This is a genomic window from Vibrio sp. A1-b2 (assembly GCF_021726015.1).
In the GTDB taxonomy this organism is placed as follows: domain Bacteria; phylum Pseudomonadota; class Gammaproteobacteria; order Enterobacterales; family Vibrionaceae; genus Vibrio; species Vibrio diazotrophicus.
The window spans coordinates 25,251-44,757 of sequence record NZ_JAKKCI010000014.1 but is presented as its reverse complement, the minus strand read 5'-3'; the positions used below and the strand labels follow the sequence as shown (position 1 = coordinate 44,757).

Here is a 19,507-nt window from a genome sequence, read left to right as displayed (position 1 = left end):
ATGAGTATAACCCGCATTGAAGAAGCATTATTAAAACCGGCAGGGCTTACTGAGCAAGACATTGCCGATACTCTGTCGAGCATCGCAACCCGCCAGATTGATTATGCAGATATTTATTTCCAGTCTAGCTGGCATGAGTCTTTGATTTTAGAAGACAGCATTATCAAAGATGGTTCATTCAACATCGACTGTGGTGTGGGCGTGCGAGCTGTCACTGGCGAGAAAACAGGTTTCGCGTATTCCGACCAAATCCAGTTAGAAGGTTTACAGCAAAGTGCGATTGCTGCGCGCGGTATTGCACAACAAGGGCAGAATGCATCTGTACAAGCCTTTAAACGCAATAGTAACCAAACCTATTATGCGGCTGTTAACCCATTAGAAAGCTGGGAAAAACAGAAGAAAACAGAATTACTACAGCAGATAGATGCTTACATCCGTACCAAAGAACCACTCGTTCAAGAAGTCTCTGTTAGCCTGAGTGGCGTGCATGAACAAGTGTTAGTTGCGGCGACAGACGGTACTTATGCTGGCGATATTCGTCCATTAGTTCGTTTATCTATCAGCGTATTAGCGCAACGTGGCGATCGCCGTGAACGCGGCAGTGCTGGTGGCGGTGGCCGTTTTACCTACGACTATTTCTTAAATGAAGAGAACGGACAGAAGATCGTTTTTTCTTATGCGGATGAAGCGATCCGTCAGGCACTGGTTAACCTAGAAGCTGATGCAGCACCTGCGGGCACTATGCCAGTGGTATTAGGCTCTGGTTGGCCGGGTGTTCTACTGCATGAAGCGGTAGGCCATGGTCTAGAAGGCGACTTCAACCGTAAAGAGTCATCAGTATTCTCTGGAAAAATCGGACAGAAGGTGACCTCCGATCTTTGTACTATTGTCGATGATGGCACTTTGAAAGATCTTCGTGGTTCACTGAACGTGGACGATGAAGGTGTGAATGGTCAATACAATGTACTGATCGAAAACGGTGTTCTTAAAGGCTATATGCAAGATAAGCTCAACGCGCGTTTAATGGGTGTTGCTCCAACGGGTAACGGCCGCCGAGAGTCTTACGCTCATTTGCCAATGCCTCGTATGACCAACACTTACATGCTGCCGGGTCAACATACTCCTGAAGAGATCATTTCTACGGTTAAGAAAGGGGTGTATGCGCCTAACTTCGGTGGTGGTCAGGTTGATATCACTTCCGGTAAGTTCGTGTTTTCAGCATCCGAAGCTTACTTAATTGAAAACGGTAAAGTGACTCGCCCAATTAAAGGCGCAACCTTAATTGGCTCTGGCATTGAAGCAATGCAGCAAGTCTCTATGGTGGGTAATGACCTGAGCATTGACCGTGGTGTTGGTGTGTGCGGCAAGGCTGGACAAAGTGTGCCTGTAGGTGTTGGTCAGCCGACACTGAAACTGGATGCGTTGACAGTGGGTGGCACGGAATAACCGTGTCCTCCAAATCGTGAGCATTAAATCAAAGCCTATGGAATATTGTAGGCTTTGTTGCTTGTTAACAGAGAATGACTTGTTAGCAATAAATTGTGTATTACCAGAAAGATCGTTTTAAGATCGTCATGCAGGTGGTAATTCACAACGATCCATGCGATATTGCGCGCAATTAAATTGATACCCTTTTTGTACACTTTGGAGCACATTTTTATGCCTCAACAAGATGATTATCTATCAGTGGAAGACTTCCTAGAAATTCAAAAGGAAGATACTCGCGAAATCATTCAAGCACTGCTGGAAGATGGCAGTGATCCTGAAGCGCTGTATGAGATTGAACACCACTTTTTCGCTGAAGATTTCGAAAAGCTAGAAAAAGCTGCTGTTGAAGCTTTTAAAATGGGCTTTGAAGTTCTTGAAGCTGAAGAAGCAGAAGATGAAGACGGCAGCAAACTGCTGTGCTTTGATGCAACTATGCAGTCTGCTCTTGATCCAGCAGCGATCGACGCTCAAGTTGAAAAACTGGTTAATCTAGCTGAAAAATACGACATCATCTATGACGGGTGGGGTACTTACTACGAGGGCGAAGATGCCTTGTACCCTGACGAAGATGAAGACGATGATGAAGAGTAAGTCTTAATATAGATACCAGCCTAGGCTGGTATTTTTTATTGCCACTATGTTTAAATGGTGCCAACTCTCCTAAAAGAAAATCATTCAATAAGAATATTATGCAGCTTTCTCTCGCCGGTTTATGGCAACTTTCACCGCTCACCGATTTATCCATACCGCAGGACGATATCACTTTTCCGTCACCACTCAGTGCTGTGTTACCTCAAACTTTGTCTGAAGACGAGATTGCACATCAGGAATGGCATCTCATGCACGATATTGAAGTCGATGAGAGCATGTTGAACTTCGGAGCCGTCGACCTTGTTCTGGAAGGTATCGATTATCATGCGGAAGTCCGTTTGAACGGTGTCGCTCTGTTTGATTGTGACGGCTCTCAGAAGATTTATCGAAAAGATGTTCTTCCGCAGCTAACACTAGGAAGAAATCGTTTTGAGATCCTCTTTCTGGAACAAGATGAAGATTGCCTGCTGGATGAAGAAGACGCTGAAGTTTGTTTGTTGAGTGAAGAGGTGAATAAGTACGATGACAGAATAGGCATATGGCGTGAGCCTTATTTGCAATTTATCCGTCATGTACGTTTAGGTGCTGTCACTACAGAACAAATCTGGCACTACGGTGGTGGTTGTGAGTTGCTGGTGAATTTGCACTTCACTACGTTCTTTCCGGGTCTAGTATCAGCAGCGGTCAAGTTTGATGGCATGACGTATCAGCTGCCAATTGATATCCGTAGTGACCATGTCAGTGCACTGTTTCAGGTCGACGCCCCGAAGTATTACGATAAAGCTAATCCAAATCCGAAAGATCTTTATGAGTTAAGCATCCAGTTGGATGGGCAGAGAAAAGTGTGCCAGCTCGGTCTATCTAGAGAGTTCTGCGTGACTCACTTCGTATAGAGTAGAAACCAAAAGCCCCAGCTCTTAGAGTTGGGGTTTTCTCTTAGTGAACACATTGCCAGTGATTATGATCGGCTTTACTTTGCCAGAATTTTTCATGGAAGTAGTAAGCACAAGTGTTAAAACTTGGCTCAATCAGTGCCATAACGCCGCCAATTAACCAGCTACCTGTTAGCATGTAGGCCACATTAAATGCCACTGTGTAGTGAATAACAGCAAAGCTCATGGTTTTGATTCTTGGGTTATGAGCATAGCGCTGTAGCGGAGCGTGTCTGTCCCAAACTTTCTCGTGGAAGTAGAATGCTACGGTGTTCACCATTGGCTCAAGCATTGCGATCAGGCTACCTAGAATGATGTCGCCTGTCAGTACGTATGCAACGGTAAATGCAATGCTGAAATGTAATGCTGCAAAACTGATAGTCTTTTTCATAAAGTGCCCAACCTTGTCTCTCTTTGTTGGGTTTATTATTGATAACTATTCGCATTAACGCTAGTGGTATTTTTGAATTACTGTGATAGGCAAAAACTAACAAAAAAGGCGCATTGAGCGCCTTTTTCTATTGTTAAGCTGTTATAGACCCGTTGGTTTGATAACCAGTACATTGACAGGTGAGTTTTCAACAACTTTGCTGGCGACAGAACCTAATACCACTTTATCGATTCGAGATCGTTTGTGACTTGGCATGATAATCAGATCTGCGTGAACCTTTTTAGCGTAATCAAGAATGGTGCTATAAGCTTTCCCTTCAGCAACATACACTTCAAATTCAACGCCGTCAGTGCTGAACTGCTGTGCAAATTTTTTCAGTTGCTGTTTCACATCTTCTTTCATTTGCTTTGCTGCTTCTTTAGGGAAGTAGGTAGCAACCATCGACATGTGAATGCCAGGCAGAACATTGAGCAGATGAACTTTAGCGTTGTTCTGTTTTGCATGCCAAACCGCATGTTCAACAGCCTTGTCACAGAAACCGTGCTCATTTAAATCAACAGGAACAAGAATGTTTTTATACATAATGTCATTTCTCTGAGTGATAAAGTCTGGCTATTCCGTTAATGGATTAGCCAGACGAAGGGTTAGGCTATAACTTGCTCTTTTTTCGCTCTTCTTCGTTGATTCCAGCCAAGTAGCACTGTCAGTAGTAGAGCAGGAAGGAATACCCATTCTTTCATTGGTCGTTCACTATCAATAATGATCGATTCAATTTCCCATCCAAAATCGATACCTGCTGATTCTGCAGGGCTACCGAACTCCACCATATCAACGATCATTTTCTCACCATCATTGTTGAGCATTAGCCCCATAGAAGAAATACGTTCTTCTGGAGTTGCTGCTCTGTCGTCAAATGGCAGTAGCACTGTCTTAGATACGAAGTCACCGTCAATAGTCTCACCGGCAACCAGCAGTTGTACAGGTTCACCAATAGGCTTTTGTTCTACGATTTGAGCAAGCTCAACACCCGGATGCACTTCTTGTGCTGGGTAAACCATATCCCACCAGAAACCTGGGCGGAAGAAAGTAAATGTCAAAGCGAGCAGAGCAACAACTTCCCACCATTTTGTCTTGGTAAACCACCAACCTTGTGTCGCTGCTGAGAACAGTAACATCGCGATAATCGATGAGATGATGGTTAGTCCAAGATGCCACCACGTATCAATACCCATTAACAGTAACTGGGTGTTGAATACAAACATAAACGGCAAAATGGCGGTTCGTATGTCGTAGGTAAAACCTTGAATACCGGTACGAATTGGATCGGATTTAGCAATTGCAGCTGCGGCAAATGCAGCCAGACCTACAGGTGGTGTATCATCAGCCAAAATACCGAAATAGAACACAAACAAGTGAACGGCGATAAGTGGGATGATTAATCCGTGCTGAGCACCAAGGGTGACGATAACCGGAGCCATCAGCGTTGAAACCACAATGTAGTTTGCTGTTGTTGGTAAGCCCATACCTAAAATCAGGCTGATCACAGCAGTAAACAGTAGCATCATAATCACGCTACCGCCTGAGATGAACTCAACGAAGTCTGTCATCACAAGACCAATACCTGTCAGCGTTACCACACCCACGACCGTGCCGGCAGCTGCGGTTGCAACCCCGATACCAATCATGTTTCGAGCACCAGAAACTAAACTTTCAAGCAAATCGACAACACCTACTTTTGCTTGTTCAGCCGCATCATTCGATTGGTTAAACACTGCCATTAACGGACGTTGTGTCAGCAGAATGAACATCATAAAGACGGTTGCCCAAAACGCAGACAAGCCCGGAGAAAAACGTTCAACGGTTAAACACCAAACTAAAACAACAATCGGTAATAGAAAGTGCAGGCCAGATTTTACTGTTGGACCAACATCAGGGATCTCCTGAATATCTTCGTCAAGATTAAAGCCGCCTTCTTTGGCATATTTAGATGACACCTTGACCAGCGCAATATAGGAAGCAAGTAAGGCTATGCCCACTAGCACGGTTGCTAATGAGCCGAAAACATCTTTTGTCCAGCCAATTCCGTAATAAACCACTGCACTAATGACACAGATAGCCAGAATAGTTCCGGTGAAAGAGAGCATGCTTTGTAAGAATGTCGAAGTGTGTCGTCTTGGCAGACCTTGCATGCCTGCTTTACACGCTTCTAAGTGGACAATGTAGATCAAAGCGATATAAGAGATTAGCGCAGGTAAAAGTGCAGCTTTGATAACTTCTACATAAGAAATGCCGACGTATTCCACCATTAAGAATGCAGCCGCACCCATGATTGGCGGCGTGAGCTGACCATTAGTTGAGGCCGCAACTTCGACAGCGCCTGCTTTTGATGCTGGGAAGCCAACTTTCTTCATTAGAGGAATAGTAAACGTACCTGTTGTCACAACGTTGGCAATCGATGAACCAGAAACCAGCCCTGATAAACCGGATGCCACAACAGCCGCTTTTGCTGGGCCGCCGCGCATGTGACCTAATAAAGAGAAAGCAACTTTAATGAAGTATGAACCAGCACCTGCTCTTTCCAGCATTGCACCAAAGAGCACGAACAGGAATACAAATGAGGTAGAAACACCTAAAGCTACACCGAACACACCTTCTGTTGTTAGCCATAGGTGAGACATTGCTTTATTTAAGCTCGCACCTTTGTGAGCAATAACCTCTGGCATATATGGGCCAGCAAAGGTGTAAAACAAGAATACCGCAGCAACCGCCATTAACGGTGGACCAAGCGCTCGGCGAGTTGCTTCCAGCAGCAATAGCATACCGGCAGATGCGGTAACTACATCAAGCAAGGTTGGGGCACCTGAGCGGCCTGCTAACTGTGCGTAGAAGATATAAATATATGAAGCACAAAAGCTACCTACAAGTGCGAATACCCAGTCAATAAGCGGGATTCGGTCTCGTGAAGAGTTCTTTAGAGCCGGATAGGCTGTAAAGGCAAGAAAGACAGCAAACGATAAATGAATTGCTCTTGCTTGAGTATCGTTAAGTACGCCGAAGTTAAAAATGAACGGTAACGGAGATGCGTACCAAAGCTGGAACAATGACCAACATAGTGGCACAAACCACAAAATGCGACCCGGAATACCACTTGGGTTTCTGGCGCCTGTATCCGCTTGTGCGACCATCTCTTGCACATCTTGAGACGGAGAATTTGTCTGCGTCATGTACATTATCCTTTTAATGATGGTAAAGAGTTACAACGAAGAGAGGTTTTCTAAATATGAGTGAAAACCCAAAATATTGAACGTAAATAGTGATTAACAATAAGGAGGCTCTAAGCCTCCTTATTGTCGGAGTTGCCAGTAATTATTTTAGCAGACCGATTTCTTTGTAGTACTTCGCAGCACCTGGGTGAAGAGGGATAGAAAGACCCGCTTTAACCATGTCTTCTTTCTTCAAGTTTGCAAATGCAGGGTGCAAACGAGTGAAAGTTTCGAAGTTTTCAAATACCGCTTTTGCAACGTTGTAAGCGACTTCATCAGAAACATCAGACGTTGTTACTAGAGTCGCGGCTACACCGAAGCTATTCACATCTTGATCTGTACCACGGTACATACCAGCTGGAACTGTGCTGTATGCGTAGTATGGGTTGCCCGCAACGATCTTGTCGATCTGCTCGCCAGTCGCAGGAACTAACTTAGCGTCACATGATGTAGTTGCTTCTTTGATTGAGCCATTTGGGTGACCAACCATGTAGATGAATGCGTCAATTTTGTTATCACACAATGCTTGAGAACGCTCAGAGCCTTTTAGCTCAGAAGCCAATGTGAAGCTGTCATTTGTCCAGCCAAATGCATCCATAACAACTTGCATTGTTGCGCGGTCGCCAGAGCCTGGGTTACCAATGTTTACACGTTTACCAGCAAGATCGGCTACACCATTAATGCCAGCATCAGTGCGAGCGATGATGTTAAAAGGTTCTGTGTGAAGAGAGAACATCGCGCGTAATTTATTGAATGGGCCTTGTTCTGCAAATTCACTTGTACCGTTGTAGCCGTGGTATTGCCAGTCAGACTGCACGATACCGAAATCAAGCTCGCCTGAGCGAATTGTATTTACGTTGTAAATAGAACCGCCGGTAGATTCTACAGAGCAGCGAATGTTGTGTTCTTTACGGTCTTTGTTAACAAGCTTACAGATTGCACCACCAGTTGGGTAATAAACACCAGTGACAGAACCAGTACCGATTGTGATGAACTCTTGCGCGTTAACAGCGCCTGCACCAAGAATTGTTGCAGCAATAGCGCCGACCTTTATGATTTTATTCAATGCCATGAATTTCCCTTCCTTCATTCATAATTACCCAAAACAAGTGTAGCTGCTTTGGTCGTTTCTTCATGAGAAACAGTATCTTTTTCAATCCTTATGTTGAAAAAGTGTCAGGATAATAGCAAAAAAACATCACATAATAATAGTGATGTTTAAAAATGTAGTCATAAAAGCTAAGTATTACCACTAACTTAGAATGAATTGTTTCATGATGTTTCAATTTTGTAATTCACGGGTTGCATTAGTTTTGAGTGAGTAAACAATTGTTGATTTTGAGGATTACAGATAGAAAAAAGTCACGTACTGATCCCAGTACGTGACTTCTAGAAAGGTAATAATGTATAGCGATTAATGAGTTACACTCAGATAGCTATTTAACCAGCGTACTCAAACAGTTCACAAACAGAGGTAAATAGCTGCTTAGTTGTAATGTTTAGTGTAGGGGTAATGAAGATAGTATCGTCACCAGCGACAACGCCCAGGATACCTTCAGATTTACCAAGAGAATCAAGTAAACGTGCGATAAGTTGAGCTGCACCTGGGCCTGTGTGGATAACCACGAGTGCATTGTTGTAGTCAACATCCAGTACGAGTTCTCTCAGAGAGCTTGATACAGTTGGGACGCCTAATTCAGCAGGTAAGCAATAGACCATCTCCATTTTTGCGTTACGTGTGCGTACAGCACCGAACTTGGTAAGCATACGGGAGACTTTAGATTGGTTAATATTGTCAAAGCCTTCATTTTTAAGAGCGTCAACGATATCGCCTTGAGAGCCAAATCGTTCTTCTTTTAATAAAGCTTTAAAAGCGCGGACTAGGTTGTCTTGTTTATCTGCACTACGCATATTTTGGTTACCACTAATTCAATAATGGTGCATATTCTCGCATAGATATTCACTTACAGGCAAATTAAGGTTCAAAACTGTCTAAAAGGTCACTTTAAATAGATACAATTCGGGCTCAGGAAGAGAGAGAAAGGAAGATTTAAAGGGGCAAGGGATATGTCAATACTCAGTTAACGATTTGCGAGTTATCTAGGAAGTGTTCGAAGTCGCAAAGCTGGCGTTAACTGTTTGTAATCAACTTGTGATTACTATAATTTTTTGGTCAGATATTACACTACCCTACAAAACATAAATAAGACAAAAACTCACAAGGAGAACGATAATGAAAGTCTCTGTTATTGGTGCCGCTGGCGGCATTGGTCAAGCCCTTGCTTTATTGCTTAAAAACCGTTTACCTGCAGGATCAGATCTTGCCCTGTATGATATTGCTCCGGTAACGCCTGGTGTTGCTGCGGACTTAAGTCATATACCAACCCCTGTTTCTATCAAAGGCTATTGTGGTGAGGATCCAACTCCTGCCCTTGAAGGCTCTGATGTTGTTTTAATTTCCGCTGGTGTTGCTCGTAAACCGGGTATGGATCGTGCGGATCTATTTAATGTGAATGCTGGCATCGTAAGATCTCTGGCTGAACGCATTGCAGTAGTTTGTCCAAATGCGTGTGTGGGTATTATTACCAACCCTGTGAATACTACTGTTCCTATCGCGGCTGAAGTTTTGAAAAAAGCGGGTGTCTACGACAAGCGTAAACTGTTTGGTGTTACTACTCTGGACGTTATTCGTGCTGAGACTTTCGTTGCTGAACTGAAACAGAAAGATCCAGGTGATGTTCGAGTTCCTGTGATCGGCGGTCACTCCGGTGTGACGATTCTTCCTCTTCTTTCTCAAGTAGAAGGTGTTGAATTCACAGATGCAGAAGTGGAAGCATTGACTAAGCGCATTCAAAACGCGGGTACAGAAGTTGTAGAAGCAAAAGCGGGTGGCGGTAGTGCAACGCTATCTATGGGACAAGCGGCTTGCCGATTTGGTTTGTCTCTAGTGAAAGCTCTACAAGGTGAAGATGTTATTGAATACGCGTATGTTGAAGGTAGCGGCGAACATGCACCTTTCTTTGCTCAACCAGTTAAGTTAGGTAAAAACGGAATAGAAGAAGTGTTGAGCTACGGTCCGCTTAGCCAGTTTGAAAAAGCTGCGTTGGATGGCATGCTAGAAACACTTAACGGCGATATTCAAACTGGTGTTGAGTTCGTTAAGTAATTCTGTGTTTAAACTATTTTCTAGCCGCTCCCCAGATGGAGCGGCTTTTTTATGGCTACTTATTTATGATTATTTACTGCGATTCACTGCCATATGGGCAAGAGTAACTAATGCCTGCTTATATTCGCTCTCTGGTAGAACTTCAAGCTGTGCAATCGCTTTATCCGCTTCTTCCAATGCTTTGTTCACGGTATATGTGAGGGAACCTGCTTGCTCCATCGTAGCGAGGATATCGTTCAGACGTTCCATACCGTTTGCATGCTCAATTGCGTCGCGAATCATTTCAGCTTGTTCCGGTGTGCCATTGCGCATTGCATGCAGTAGCGGCAGAGTCGGTTTTCCTTCTGCTAGGTCATCGCCGACATTTTTACCCATTTCTTCGCCGTCAGAAGTGTAATCCATCACATCATCAATTAGCTGGAATGCGGTACCTAAATATTTACCGTAGTTCTGCAAAGCCGTTTCTACTTCTTCTGGAGCCTCAACTAAAATCGCACCGATTTGAGTTGCCGCTTCGAACAGGCGAGCAGTTTTAGAATAGATAACCTGCATATACAGTTCTTCAGTAGTATTAGGATCGTTGCAGTTCATTAATTGTTGAACTTCACCTTCTGCAATCACGTTTACAGCATCGCTCATAAGCTTAAGGATCTTCATTGATCCTAGCTCTGTCATCATCTGAAATGAGCGAGTATAGATAAAGTCGCCGACCAACACACTGGCAGCATTTCCAAATGCCGCATTGGCTGTTTCTTTACCTCGACGCATGTCTGATTCATCGACGACATCGTCGTGCAACAGGGTTGCAGTATGAATAAATTCGATAAATGCCGCAGCGGTTGTATGTGCGGTGCCTTCGTAACCTAGGGCTTTGGCTGACAATACAGCCAGTAAAGGCCTTAGACGCTTGCCGCCACTACCGACAATATAGAACCCGAGTTGATTGATCAAAGAGACATCAGAGTTGAGCTGAGCTTGAATTGTTTCATTCACTTTTGCCATGTCATCGGCAGTAAGCGCTTGGATAGCTTTAAAATCCATTGTACATCCGGCTGAAGTTAGAGCTTGTAAGGCATTTTGTCTTCTAGAATTGTTGAATAATACACTAAAAAGCATTGATTAATACACGCCATAAAGGCATGATTGCGGCACTTTTGTTTGGCGATTAGCTTTTCGCCAATTTTTTTAAAATATGGCTTGTCATAGGACCATCATTCACGTAGAATCTGCGCCCTATTGATGATTAGTTTAGCGCACACCCTCATTGCTCACATATGGCATAGGCTGTGCGGAAAGAGCGGAGTAAAATATGTACGCTGTTTTCCAATCTGGTGGTAAACAACACCGTGTAAGCGAAGGTCAAACTCTTCGTTTAGAGAAATTAGACGTTGAAACTGGTGCAACTGTTGAATTTGATAAAGTTCTTCTAGTTGCTAACGGTGAAGAAATCACTGTTGGTGCACCTCTTGTTGAAGGCGGTAAAATTACTGCTGAAGTAGTACAACACGGCCGTGGCGATAAAGTTAAAATCGTTAAGTTCCGTCGTCGTAAGCACTCTCGTAAACAACAAGGCCACCGTCAGTGGTTCACTGAAGTGAAAATTACTGGCATCAACGCTTAAGTAACTTAGGAGAGTTTAACAATGGCACACAAAAAAGCTGGCGGTTCTACTCGTAACGGCCGTGATTCAGAAAGTAAACGTCTTGGTGTTAAGCGTTTCGGTGGTGAATCTGTATTAGCAGGTAACATCATCGTTCGTCAACGTGGTACTAAGTTCCACGCTGGCACTAACGTTGGTATCGGTAAAGACCACACTCTTTTCGCTCTTACTGAAGGTAAAGTGAAATTTGAAGTTAAAGGTCCTAAAAACCGTAAATTTGTTAGCATCGAAGCTGAATAAATTTAATACCTAACTGAATTCAAAAGCCCTACCGTTACGGTGGGGTTTTTTATTTATGCAGAACAAAAAAGAAGGGGTTCTTCAGTAGAAGAATATAGAGTCCCTCCTTATCTGTTCCAATATGTAGGTTTAGATCTCTCGTCAACGCGATGAATCTGGATCTGCTAAAATTTATATCACTGGTAATAAGTGATATTGCAACGCAAGTAATGCGGAGTAAGTAATGAAATTCGTTGATGAAGCGGTAATTAAAGTCGAAGCGGGCGATGGCGGTAACGGCGTTGTTAGCTTTTGGCGTGAAAAATTCGTAACGAAAGGCGGCCCTGATGGTGGCGACGGCGGCGATGGTGGCGATGTCTACATCGAAGCTGATGAGAACTTGAATACACTGGTTGACTATCGTTTCCAGCGTTTTTACGCAGCTGAACGCGGCCAAAACGGTGGTGGCGGTAACTGTACTGGTAAACGTGGTAAAGATATTACTCTGAAAGTACCTGTAGGTACTCGCGCAGTGGATATTCACACCAATGAAATCGTTGGTGAAGTAGCTGAACACGGCAAGAAAGTGATGGTCGCTAAAGGTGGTTGGCACGGTCTTGGTAACACTCGTTTTAAATCATCTGTAAACCGTGCTCCACGTCAAAAGACCATGGGTACGAAAGGTGAGGTTCGTGAACTGCGTCTTGAGCTATTGCTGCTTGCTGACGTAGGTATGCTAGGTTTGCCAAACGCAGGTAAATCGACCTTTATTCGCTCTGTATCAGCGGCGAAACCAAAGGTAGCGGATTATCCGTTTACGACATTGATCCCAAGCTTGGGTGTAGTGAGTGTTGTACCTGAGAAGAGCTTTGTTGTTGCTGACATCCCAGGACTTATCGAAGGTGCCGCAGAAGGTGCTGGTCTAGGTATTCGCTTCTTGAAACACCTAGAGCGTTGTCGCGTACTGCTTCACATGATCGACATTTTACCTATTGATGGAAGTGAGCCTGCGCAAAATGCTCTGACCATTATGGATGAGCTTGAGCAATACAGCGAAAAACTAGCGAAGAAGCCAGTTTGGTTAGTGTTTAACAAAGCGGATCTGATGCTTGAAGAAGAAGCGGATGAAAAGATCCAAGAGATCTTAGAAGCGCTAGCTTGGGAAGGTCCATACTTCAAGATTTCAGCAGTAAACAAACAGGGCACTGCTGAGCTTTGTCGCGAACTGGCTGACTTTATGGAAACTCTACCTCGTGCAGAAGAAGAGTTAAGCGAAGAGCAAAAAGTTGAGTTTATGTGGGATGATTATCACAAAGACGCAATGGCAGGTCGCAATGTTATCACTGAAGATGATGATGACGATTGGGATGACTGGGACGACGAAGAAGATGACGGTCACGTTATCTATGTACGTGAATAGTTCTGCCTACTGACATTAGCCGCAAAGATTTATTGCGGCTTTTTTGTGTCTAAATCATATTTCACGATATGATTTTCATGCAAACTAGTGCTTCACAGTTTTTACCCTTAGGACGTTAGGAAAGGAATCATGGCATCCAGACAGAGAGCCGTATCGAGGTTAATCGCACAAGCAGGTCAAATGTTACTGGCTCACGGCGCTGAAAGCGCTTTGGTGGTTGGGATCATGGAAAGGATGGGGCGTGCCTGTGGCATGACAGAGGTGGAAGTTTCACTCTCAGCAGGATCTTTGGTTGTCACGACACTGGAAAGTGACCACTGTATTACTACCACCAGACGCTGCGCTGATCGTGGTATCAACATGCGTGCTGTAACTCAAATTCAACGTATTTGCATCATGATGGAAAAAGGTCTGCTGGATCATTCCTTAGCGCAAAAGAAACTTAACCAGATTAGCCCTGAGCGTTACAACCGTTGGTTGGTAGTGTTGATGATTGGGCTGTCCTGTTCCTCTTTTTCCCGTCTCGCTGGCGGTGACTGGACGGTATTTGCTATTACCTTTGTTGCTTCCGCTGTCGGTATGTTCGTTCGTCAGGAAATCGGACATCGTCATTTCAACCCGCTGCTGAACTTTGCGGCGACCGCTTTTGTCACGTCAGTCATTTCCGCTCAAGCTGTGATCTATCAACTCGGCAATAAACCAACCATCGTTATGGCATCTTCGGTGCTGATGCTGGTACCCGGTTTCCCATTAATTAACTCTGTTGCTGATATGCTCAAAGGCTTTGTAAACGTGGGTATTGCCCGTTTTGTGATGGCAAGCTTGCTGACTCTAGCAACGTGTCTGGGAATTATTGCTGCCATGAGTATTACTGGCGTGTGGGGGTGGTAGAGATGTTAAGTTGGCAATTGCTGTTTGGTCTTATTAACGACATGTTCTTTGCTGCTATTCCGGCGGTTGGTTTTGCTCTGGTTTTTAACGTCCCTGTTCCTGCGCTGAAATATTGTGCACTGGGTGGCGCTATAGGCCATGGCTCGCGCTATTTAATGATGCAGTTTGGCATTCCTATTGAGTGGGCCTCCTTCTTTGCCGCCACAATTGTCGGCATGATAGGTGTTCACTGGTCGCATAAGTTTTTGGCTCATCCTAAAGTGTTTACTGTCGCTGCACTTATTCCAATGGTGCCCGGTGTTTTCACTTATAAAGCGATGATCGCTATGGTGGAAATCAACCATTTAGGTTTTCGACCAGAACTGTTAGAGACTTTATTTGAGAACTTCCTCAAAGCAATGTTTATTATCGCCGGCCTAGCGGTTGGTCTTGCGGTGCCGGGGCTGTTATTCTATCGACGCAAACCCGTGGTTTAACAAACGGACAGTTTGAAGAAGTAATCGTCTAATAGGGAAGAATAATGATCATCAGTATGATTGCCGCGATGGCAAATGATCGAATTATTGGTAAAGATAACCAAATGCCTTGGCACTTACCTGCAGATTTCGCTTGGTTTAAGCGTTGTACTTTAGGTAAGCCCGTTATCATGGGTCGTAAAACTTACGAATCGATTGGACGCCCTCTACCGGGACGGCAGAATATTGTGATCAGTCGTGATCCTAGCCTGAACATTGAAGGCGTGAAGGTGACTACTTCAATTGAAGAAGCTATTAAGCTAGCAGATGACGTTGAAGAGGTGATGATCATTGGTGGCGGTAGCGTGTATGCGACTTGTCTGCCCAAGGCTGACCGTCTGTATGTCACCTATATTGATGCTGATATCGAAGGTGATACGCAGTTCCCTGATTGGGGAGATGGTTGGCTGGAAAGCCATAGAGAAACCTTTTCGGCTGATGAAAAGAACGCCTACGATATGAAGTTTGTGATTCTAGAACGTCACTAAATCATTGGATAAAAAACAAAGCCCAGCATTATCGCTGGGCTTTGTTTATTTGAGTTCTATTCAATGGCGGCGCTGAGTGCATCCTGAGTGAAGAACTTCTTTTCTTCCCAGTGCAGCAGAGTCAAATGTCCACCCCACACACATCCTGTATCAAGTCCAATTACATCTTTGCCGTGATAACCTTCCAGTGCTGCCCAGTGTCCAAACAGAACGGTCTTTTCAATTGGTACTCTGTTTTTGAGATCGAACCAAGGCTGTAGCAGATTACCACTGACTTCCGACGGAGGAAGTTTACACTTCATATCCAGTCTTCCATCGATAAAACAGAATCTCATGCGAGTATAAGCGTTAATGATATAGCGATAGCGATCCAGATCTTTAAGATCAGATCGCCATTGATCTGGTTGGTTGGAATACATGTTTTTAATCAGCCACATCCAACGATCGCTTTGCAGTATGGATTCGATCTCTTTTGCACATTCACGCGCAGTGTCTAAATCCCACTTAGGTGAGATACCCGCATGACAAACAACAAACTCATCGTGCTCTAAAAACAGTGGCTGTTCACGCAGCCAGTGCAGGAGTTCATCTCTGTCTTCTGCTTCTAATATTGGTCGTGTTTTATCTTTGCTTTTAATTGGATGAATGCCACAGGCGACCGCAAGGAGATGCAAATCGTGATTACCCAAAACGACTTTTGCGGCATCACCCAACGAACGAATGAAGCGCAACGTTTCTAAAGATTTAGGGCCGCGAGCGACGAGATCACCCGCTACCCACAAGATATCTTCTTTCGGATCGAAATTAACTTGTTCAAGCAGTAACTGAAGTTCGTCAAAACAGCCTTGGATATCACCAACAATATAATTCGCCACTGTTACTCCGGTTAGTTTAAAACGTTAGGGACGGCCAAACGGAAAGGCTCGATATTGACGATGAACTCTTTACCCTCATGATCGTGCATGATGTAGTGCCCTTGCATTACGCCAACAGGTGTTTCAATTGCCGTTCCACTGGTATAGGTGTACTCATCGTTGGCATCAATAAAAGGTTGTTCGCCGACCACGCCATCACCTTCTATAACCAGTTGCTTGCCATTGGCATCGGTGATTAACCAACGACGGCTGATGAGTTGTACAGTTTCAGGGCTCAGGTTTTTAATAGTAATCAGGTACGCGAATACGTAGCGCATCTGCTCAGGAGTCGATTGTTCAGGGATATATTTGGTATGAACTTGAATCTTAATACAAGGCGCAGAGACATCATCCATGTGAACTCCTTATCAAGATAGGAAAAACAACAGGACGAGCTATGTCGTCCTGTTTTTAGTTTACTACTCGTCGCTCTTATTGCTATCAGAAGCATTTGCGTCTAGCCAGTTTGCCATCGCAACAAACTGAGCCAGAGTCAGGTTTTCTGGACGCATGGATGCGTTCACTCCAAGCTCTTCTAACACTTCAAGCGGCATTAATGCTTTGTAGCAGTTACGTACAGTTTTACGACGCTGGTTGAAACCTTCACGAACTACGCGATCTAGCCATTTCAGGTTCGTCGCTGGGTGAGGCAGTTCTTCATAAGGAACCAAGCGCACAACTGCTGAATCTACTTTTGGCGGCGGAACAAATGCTGTTGGCGGCACTTCAAGTACTGGCACTACTTTGCAGTAGTATTGAGCCATAACTGTTAAGCGGCCATACGCTTTGCTACCAGGGCCTGCTGCAAGACGGTTCACCACTTCTTTTTGTAGCATAAAGTGCATATCTTGAATGTCTTTATGATATTCAAACAAGTGGAACATCAGTGGGGTAGAAATGTTATATGGCAGGTTACCAAAAATACGCAGTTTGTTGTTTGGCTTTACTAACTGAGTAAAGTCAAAACGCATGGCATCACCTTCATGAATGGTCAGTTTATCTGCCAATTCAGGATGGTTACGCAGACGTTCGGCCAAGTCACGGTCTAGCTCGATTACTGTGAACTTATCTACTTCACGACCAACGGGCTCAGTGATAGCGCCAAGACCTGGACCGATTTCAACCAAGTTTTGACCCGGACGTGGATTTATTGCTGAAACGATACCGTCGATAATATAAGGATCGTTTAGAAAGTTTTGACCAAAACGTTTACGCGCTTTGTGTCCTAAGTGGACATCATTTCTCATAGTGTTCTCGAAGTTAATTCGTTTTCTTATCAACTAATTCAATAGCTTGAGCGAGTGCTGTTCTGAAACTACCAATATCGGCTGTACCCGTAGCAGCAAGATCTAACGCTGTTCCGTGGTCGACAGACGTTCGGATAAATGGCAGACCTAATGTGATATTCACAGAACGACCAAAACCTTTGTATTTCAATACAGGGAGAACTTGATCATGGTACATACCTAAAACGGCATCCGCTTTTTGCAAGTATTTGTCGTTGAAGATGGTGTCTGCTGGCAGTGGACCAATCAGATTTATGCCATCTTGCTGACGTAATTTTTCCAATGTTGGAGTAATGGTGTCGATTTCTTCTCGACCCAACACGCCATCTTCACCTGCATGAGGATTAAGGCCGCATACATATATAGTAGGCTGCTCAATCGCAAATTTCTCAACGAGATCCTTGTGGAGAATATGAATGATCTTTTCTAGACGCTCACTGGTTACCGCTTTAGAAACGTAAGCCAATGGTATATGCGTGGTTACAAGTGCAACTCGTAATCCTTCCGTTGCCAGCATCATCACCACCAGTGGTGTATTAGATTGCTCGGCAAAAAACTCAGTGTGGCCACTAAAGGCAACACCAGCTCGGTTGATCACCCCTTTGTGTACAGGGCCGGTGACAATAGCATCAAATTCATTATTCATACAGCCCAAAGCGGCTCTTTCTAATGTTTTTAATACGTAATGTCCGTTTTGTTCATCGAGCTGACCAGCAACAACAGGTGCTGTGGTCGCGAAGTGGTCGACGACCAGCGTGCCTGCTTTTTGAGGTTGTGGCGTTAGCTCAGCATTGTAATCAAGCAGTTCAACATTGATGCCGAGCGCTGTCGCTCTTTCCGCCAACATGTTTTTATCCGCACAGACAACGATTTGATGTGTCCAGTCTTCTTTGGATAGCGCTAAAACAAGATCGGGGCCAATACCCGCAGGCTCACCAGCGGTAACCACGATGCGTTTAATTTTCATCCTGATCACCTTTTAACTCTTCAACAAATGCACTTGCTCGCAGTTCTTGTATCCAAGCACCGGCTTCTTCGTTGAATTTACGGTTGAACAGAATACCGTAGGCTTTGTTCTTCAACGCAGAGTCTGTTCGGTCTACCTCGCGTCTATCAAGTACTTCTACGATATGCCAGCCGTGTACGGTTTTAAATGGTTCACTGATTTGTCCGACAGGTAGTGTTTCTACCTGATGTTTAAATTCTGGAACGTACAAATCTGGCGTTTGGTAACCTAGCTCACCGTGTTGTGCAGCGGACCCTGGGTCTTGGCTGTATTGCTGTGCTAGGTCGCCAAAGTTCGCGTTACCAGCTTTAATCTGCTCGATAAAACCTTCAAGTCTCTTCTTCGCGCCTTCATCACTTAGAATAATGGTTGGCTTGATCAGAATATGGCGAGTATTTACCTCAGTTACCGCAACTGTTTCTAAGCCTTTTACATCATCGATTTTTAAGATATGAAAACCAACACCACTGCGGAATGGCCCGATAATGCTACCTTTGTTTTGCATCTTGATTTGGTCGGCAAAAATGGTTGGCATCTCTTCTTTACGCATCCAACCCCAGTTCCCACCTTCTAACGCCTTCGGACCTTTGGAGTAGCTGTAAGCCATTTTACTAAAGTCAGCACCTGAGTTGAGTTGTTCAACCAGTTCATTCGCTTGCTTTTCTAACTGAGCTTTATCTTGGTTATCATTGAAGCGCAGTTGAATATGGCTGATTTTATATTGAACGGTTGCATTGGTTTCTTGAGCAAGGAGCTCAGCTAATGTATCGACTTCAGCTGGTAAAATATTGATACGACGACGAACCATGGCATTTCGGGCTTCACTGACTGACATCTCTTTTCGCACTTGTTCGCGAAATTCTGCATAGGTGAGGCCTTGTGCGCTTACTGAAGCCTGCAACTTTTCTAATGTTTGATTGTTTTGTTTGGCAATATTACCGATAGCATCGTTCAGTCGAGCATCGTCAATACGCACGCCAATGCGCTCTGCTTCTTGCTGTTGCAGCGTATCAATGATGAGTTTTTCTCTTACCTGATCACGCAGAACCGATTCTTCTGGCAAAGATTGACCATTACTACTGGCATTTACTTTGACCGTTTTTAATGCGCTGTCGATGTCACTTTGTAAGATAACACCACCGTTTACAATGATGGCAACGCGGTCGAGTTCTACTGGTGCAGCATTAACATTGCTCATGCTTAGAGCTGCGACTAAACCTAAGAGGGTGTGTTTCCACAAGTTCATTTAAATTCCTATTATCTTAATAACTTATCGT

The 19,507-nt window shown here is 44.3% G+C and carries 21 protein-coding genes; 10 read left to right on the top strand and 11 right to left on the bottom strand.

Features of this window, described 5'->3' with window-relative positions:
* From tldD to L3V23_RS19760, 3 genes are all read left to right on the top strand, one after another.
* On the top strand, window positions 1-1,446 hold the full coding sequence (gene tldD, locus L3V23_RS19770; protein WP_102966976.1) for a metalloprotease TldD: 1,446 nt from the start codon (window positions 1-3) through the stop codon (window positions 1,444-1,446).
* A 213-nt stretch (window positions 1,447-1,659) separates the two neighbouring features.
* The gene (rraB, locus tag L3V23_RS19765) at window positions 1,660-2,079 is read left to right on the top strand and encodes a ribonuclease E inhibitor RraB (RefSeq protein ID WP_042489287.1); all 420 of its coding nucleotides are present in this window, start codon (window positions 1,660-1,662) and stop codon (window positions 2,077-2,079) included.
* A 98-nt stretch (window positions 2,080-2,177) separates the two neighbouring features.
* Complete coding sequence (locus L3V23_RS19760) at window positions 2,178-2,972, top strand: hypothetical protein (protein WP_042489283.1); 795 nt, start codon at window positions 2,178-2,180, stop codon at window positions 2,970-2,972.
* A gap of 43 nt (window positions 2,973-3,015) precedes the next feature.
* On the opposite strand, the gene L3V23_RS19755 is transcribed toward L3V23_RS19760, so the two are convergent.
* The 5 genes from L3V23_RS19755 to argR all read right to left on the bottom strand — a co-directional run bounded on the left by L3V23_RS19755 (window position 3,016) and on the right by argR (window position 8,576).
* On the bottom strand, window positions 3,016-3,402 hold the full coding sequence (locus tag L3V23_RS19755; protein WP_042489278.1) for a DUF2061 domain-containing protein: 387 nt from the start codon (window positions 3,400-3,402) through the stop codon (window positions 3,016-3,018).
* Window positions 3,403-3,543: 141 nt separating this feature from the next.
* Window positions 3,544-3,984, bottom strand: coding sequence for a universal stress protein (locus tag L3V23_RS19750; protein ID WP_042489276.1), 441 nt, complete (start codon window positions 3,982-3,984; stop codon window positions 3,544-3,546).
* Window positions 3,985-4,046: 62 nt separating this feature from the next.
* Window positions 4,047-6,626 carry a TRAP transporter permease gene (locus L3V23_RS19745; protein ID WP_102966977.1) on the bottom strand — a complete coding sequence of 860 codons (2,580 nt, stop codon included), beginning with the start codon at window positions 6,624-6,626 and terminating at the stop codon, window positions 4,047-4,049.
* Window positions 6,627-6,768: 142 nt separating this feature from the next.
* On the bottom strand, window positions 6,769-7,737 hold the full coding sequence (locus L3V23_RS19740) for a TAXI family TRAP transporter solute-binding subunit (protein ID WP_042489270.1): 969 nt from the start codon (window positions 7,735-7,737) through the stop codon (window positions 6,769-6,771).
* A 368-nt stretch (window positions 7,738-8,105) separates the two neighbouring features.
* Window positions 8,106-8,576 (bottom strand): transcriptional regulator ArgR, encoded by a 471-nt coding sequence (argR, locus tag L3V23_RS19735; protein WP_042489268.1) that lies wholly within the window; start codon window positions 8,574-8,576, stop codon window positions 8,106-8,108.
* A 322-nt stretch (window positions 8,577-8,898) separates the two neighbouring features.
* Between argR and mdh the strand changes: the two genes are divergently transcribed.
* Entirely contained in the window at window positions 8,899-9,831 is a 933-nt protein-coding gene (mdh, locus tag L3V23_RS19730; RefSeq protein WP_042489265.1) for a malate dehydrogenase, read from the top strand.
* A gap of 69 nt (window positions 9,832-9,900) precedes the next feature.
* Here mdh and ispB read toward each other — a convergent pair whose 3' ends face one another.
* Window positions 9,901-10,872: an octaprenyl diphosphate synthase gene (ispB, locus tag L3V23_RS19725; protein ID WP_102966978.1), complete on the bottom strand. Its 972-nt coding sequence runs from the start codon at window positions 10,870-10,872 to the stop codon at window positions 9,901-9,903.
* Between the two features lie 268 nt (window positions 10,873-11,140).
* Between ispB and rplU the strand changes: the two genes are divergently transcribed.
* From rplU to folA, 6 genes are all read left to right on the top strand, one after another.
* Window positions 11,141-11,452 (top strand): 50S ribosomal protein L21, encoded by a 312-nt coding sequence (gene rplU, locus L3V23_RS19720; RefSeq protein ID WP_042489259.1) that lies wholly within the window; start codon window positions 11,141-11,143, stop codon window positions 11,450-11,452.
* A gap of 21 nt (window positions 11,453-11,473) precedes the next feature.
* Entirely contained in the window at window positions 11,474-11,731 is a 258-nt protein-coding gene (gene rpmA / locus L3V23_RS19715) for a 50S ribosomal protein L27 (protein WP_004409945.1), read from the top strand.
* A 223-nt stretch (window positions 11,732-11,954) separates the two neighbouring features.
* A complete protein-coding gene (gene cgtA, locus L3V23_RS19710) occupies window positions 11,955-13,130 on the top strand; it encodes an Obg family GTPase CgtA (protein ID WP_102942736.1) in 1,176 nt (391 codons plus the stop codon).
* A 129-nt stretch (window positions 13,131-13,259) separates the two neighbouring features.
* On the top strand, window positions 13,260-14,021 hold the full coding sequence (locus tag L3V23_RS19705; RefSeq protein ID WP_042489253.1) for a threonine/serine exporter family protein: 762 nt from the start codon (window positions 13,260-13,262) through the stop codon (window positions 14,019-14,021).
* 2 nt (window positions 14,022-14,023) lie between these two features.
* Window positions 14,024-14,497, top strand: coding sequence for a threonine/serine exporter family protein (locus tag L3V23_RS19700; protein ID WP_180980185.1), 474 nt, complete (start codon window positions 14,024-14,026; stop codon window positions 14,495-14,497).
* 44 nt (window positions 14,498-14,541) lie between these two features.
* Window positions 14,542-15,024: a type 3 dihydrofolate reductase gene (folA, locus tag L3V23_RS19695; RefSeq protein ID WP_102966979.1), complete on the top strand. Its 483-nt coding sequence runs from the start codon at window positions 14,542-14,544 to the stop codon at window positions 15,022-15,024.
* Between the two features lie 56 nt (window positions 15,025-15,080).
* Here the strand turns inward: folA and apaH are convergent, their stop codons facing one another.
* The 5 genes from apaH to surA all read right to left on the bottom strand — a co-directional run bounded on the left by apaH (window position 15,081) and on the right by surA (window position 19,476).
* Complete coding sequence (gene apaH, locus L3V23_RS19690) at window positions 15,081-15,899, bottom strand: bis(5'-nucleosyl)-tetraphosphatase (symmetrical) ApaH (protein WP_102966980.1); 819 nt, start codon at window positions 15,897-15,899, stop codon at window positions 15,081-15,083.
* 11 nt (window positions 15,900-15,910) lie between these two features.
* Window positions 15,911-16,294: a Co2+/Mg2+ efflux protein ApaG gene (gene apaG, locus L3V23_RS19685; RefSeq protein WP_102966981.1), complete on the bottom strand. Its 384-nt coding sequence runs from the start codon at window positions 16,292-16,294 to the stop codon at window positions 15,911-15,913.
* A gap of 63 nt (window positions 16,295-16,357) precedes the next feature.
* Window positions 16,358-17,185, bottom strand: a complete 828-nt coding sequence (gene rsmA / locus L3V23_RS19680; protein WP_102966982.1) for a 16S rRNA (adenine(1518)-N(6)/adenine(1519)-N(6))-dimethyltransferase RsmA — start codon at window positions 17,183-17,185, stop codon at window positions 16,358-16,360.
* Window positions 17,186-17,198: 13 nt separating this feature from the next.
* Entirely contained in the window at window positions 17,199-18,191 is a 993-nt protein-coding gene (gene pdxA, locus L3V23_RS19675) for a 4-hydroxythreonine-4-phosphate dehydrogenase PdxA (RefSeq protein WP_102966983.1), read from the bottom strand.
* Entirely contained in the window at window positions 18,181-19,476 is a 1,296-nt protein-coding gene (gene surA, locus L3V23_RS19670) for a peptidylprolyl isomerase SurA (protein WP_102966984.1), read from the bottom strand. Before surA ends, pdxA begins: the two co-directional genes overlap by 11 nt.
* Window positions 19,477-19,507: the final 31 nt, after the last annotated feature.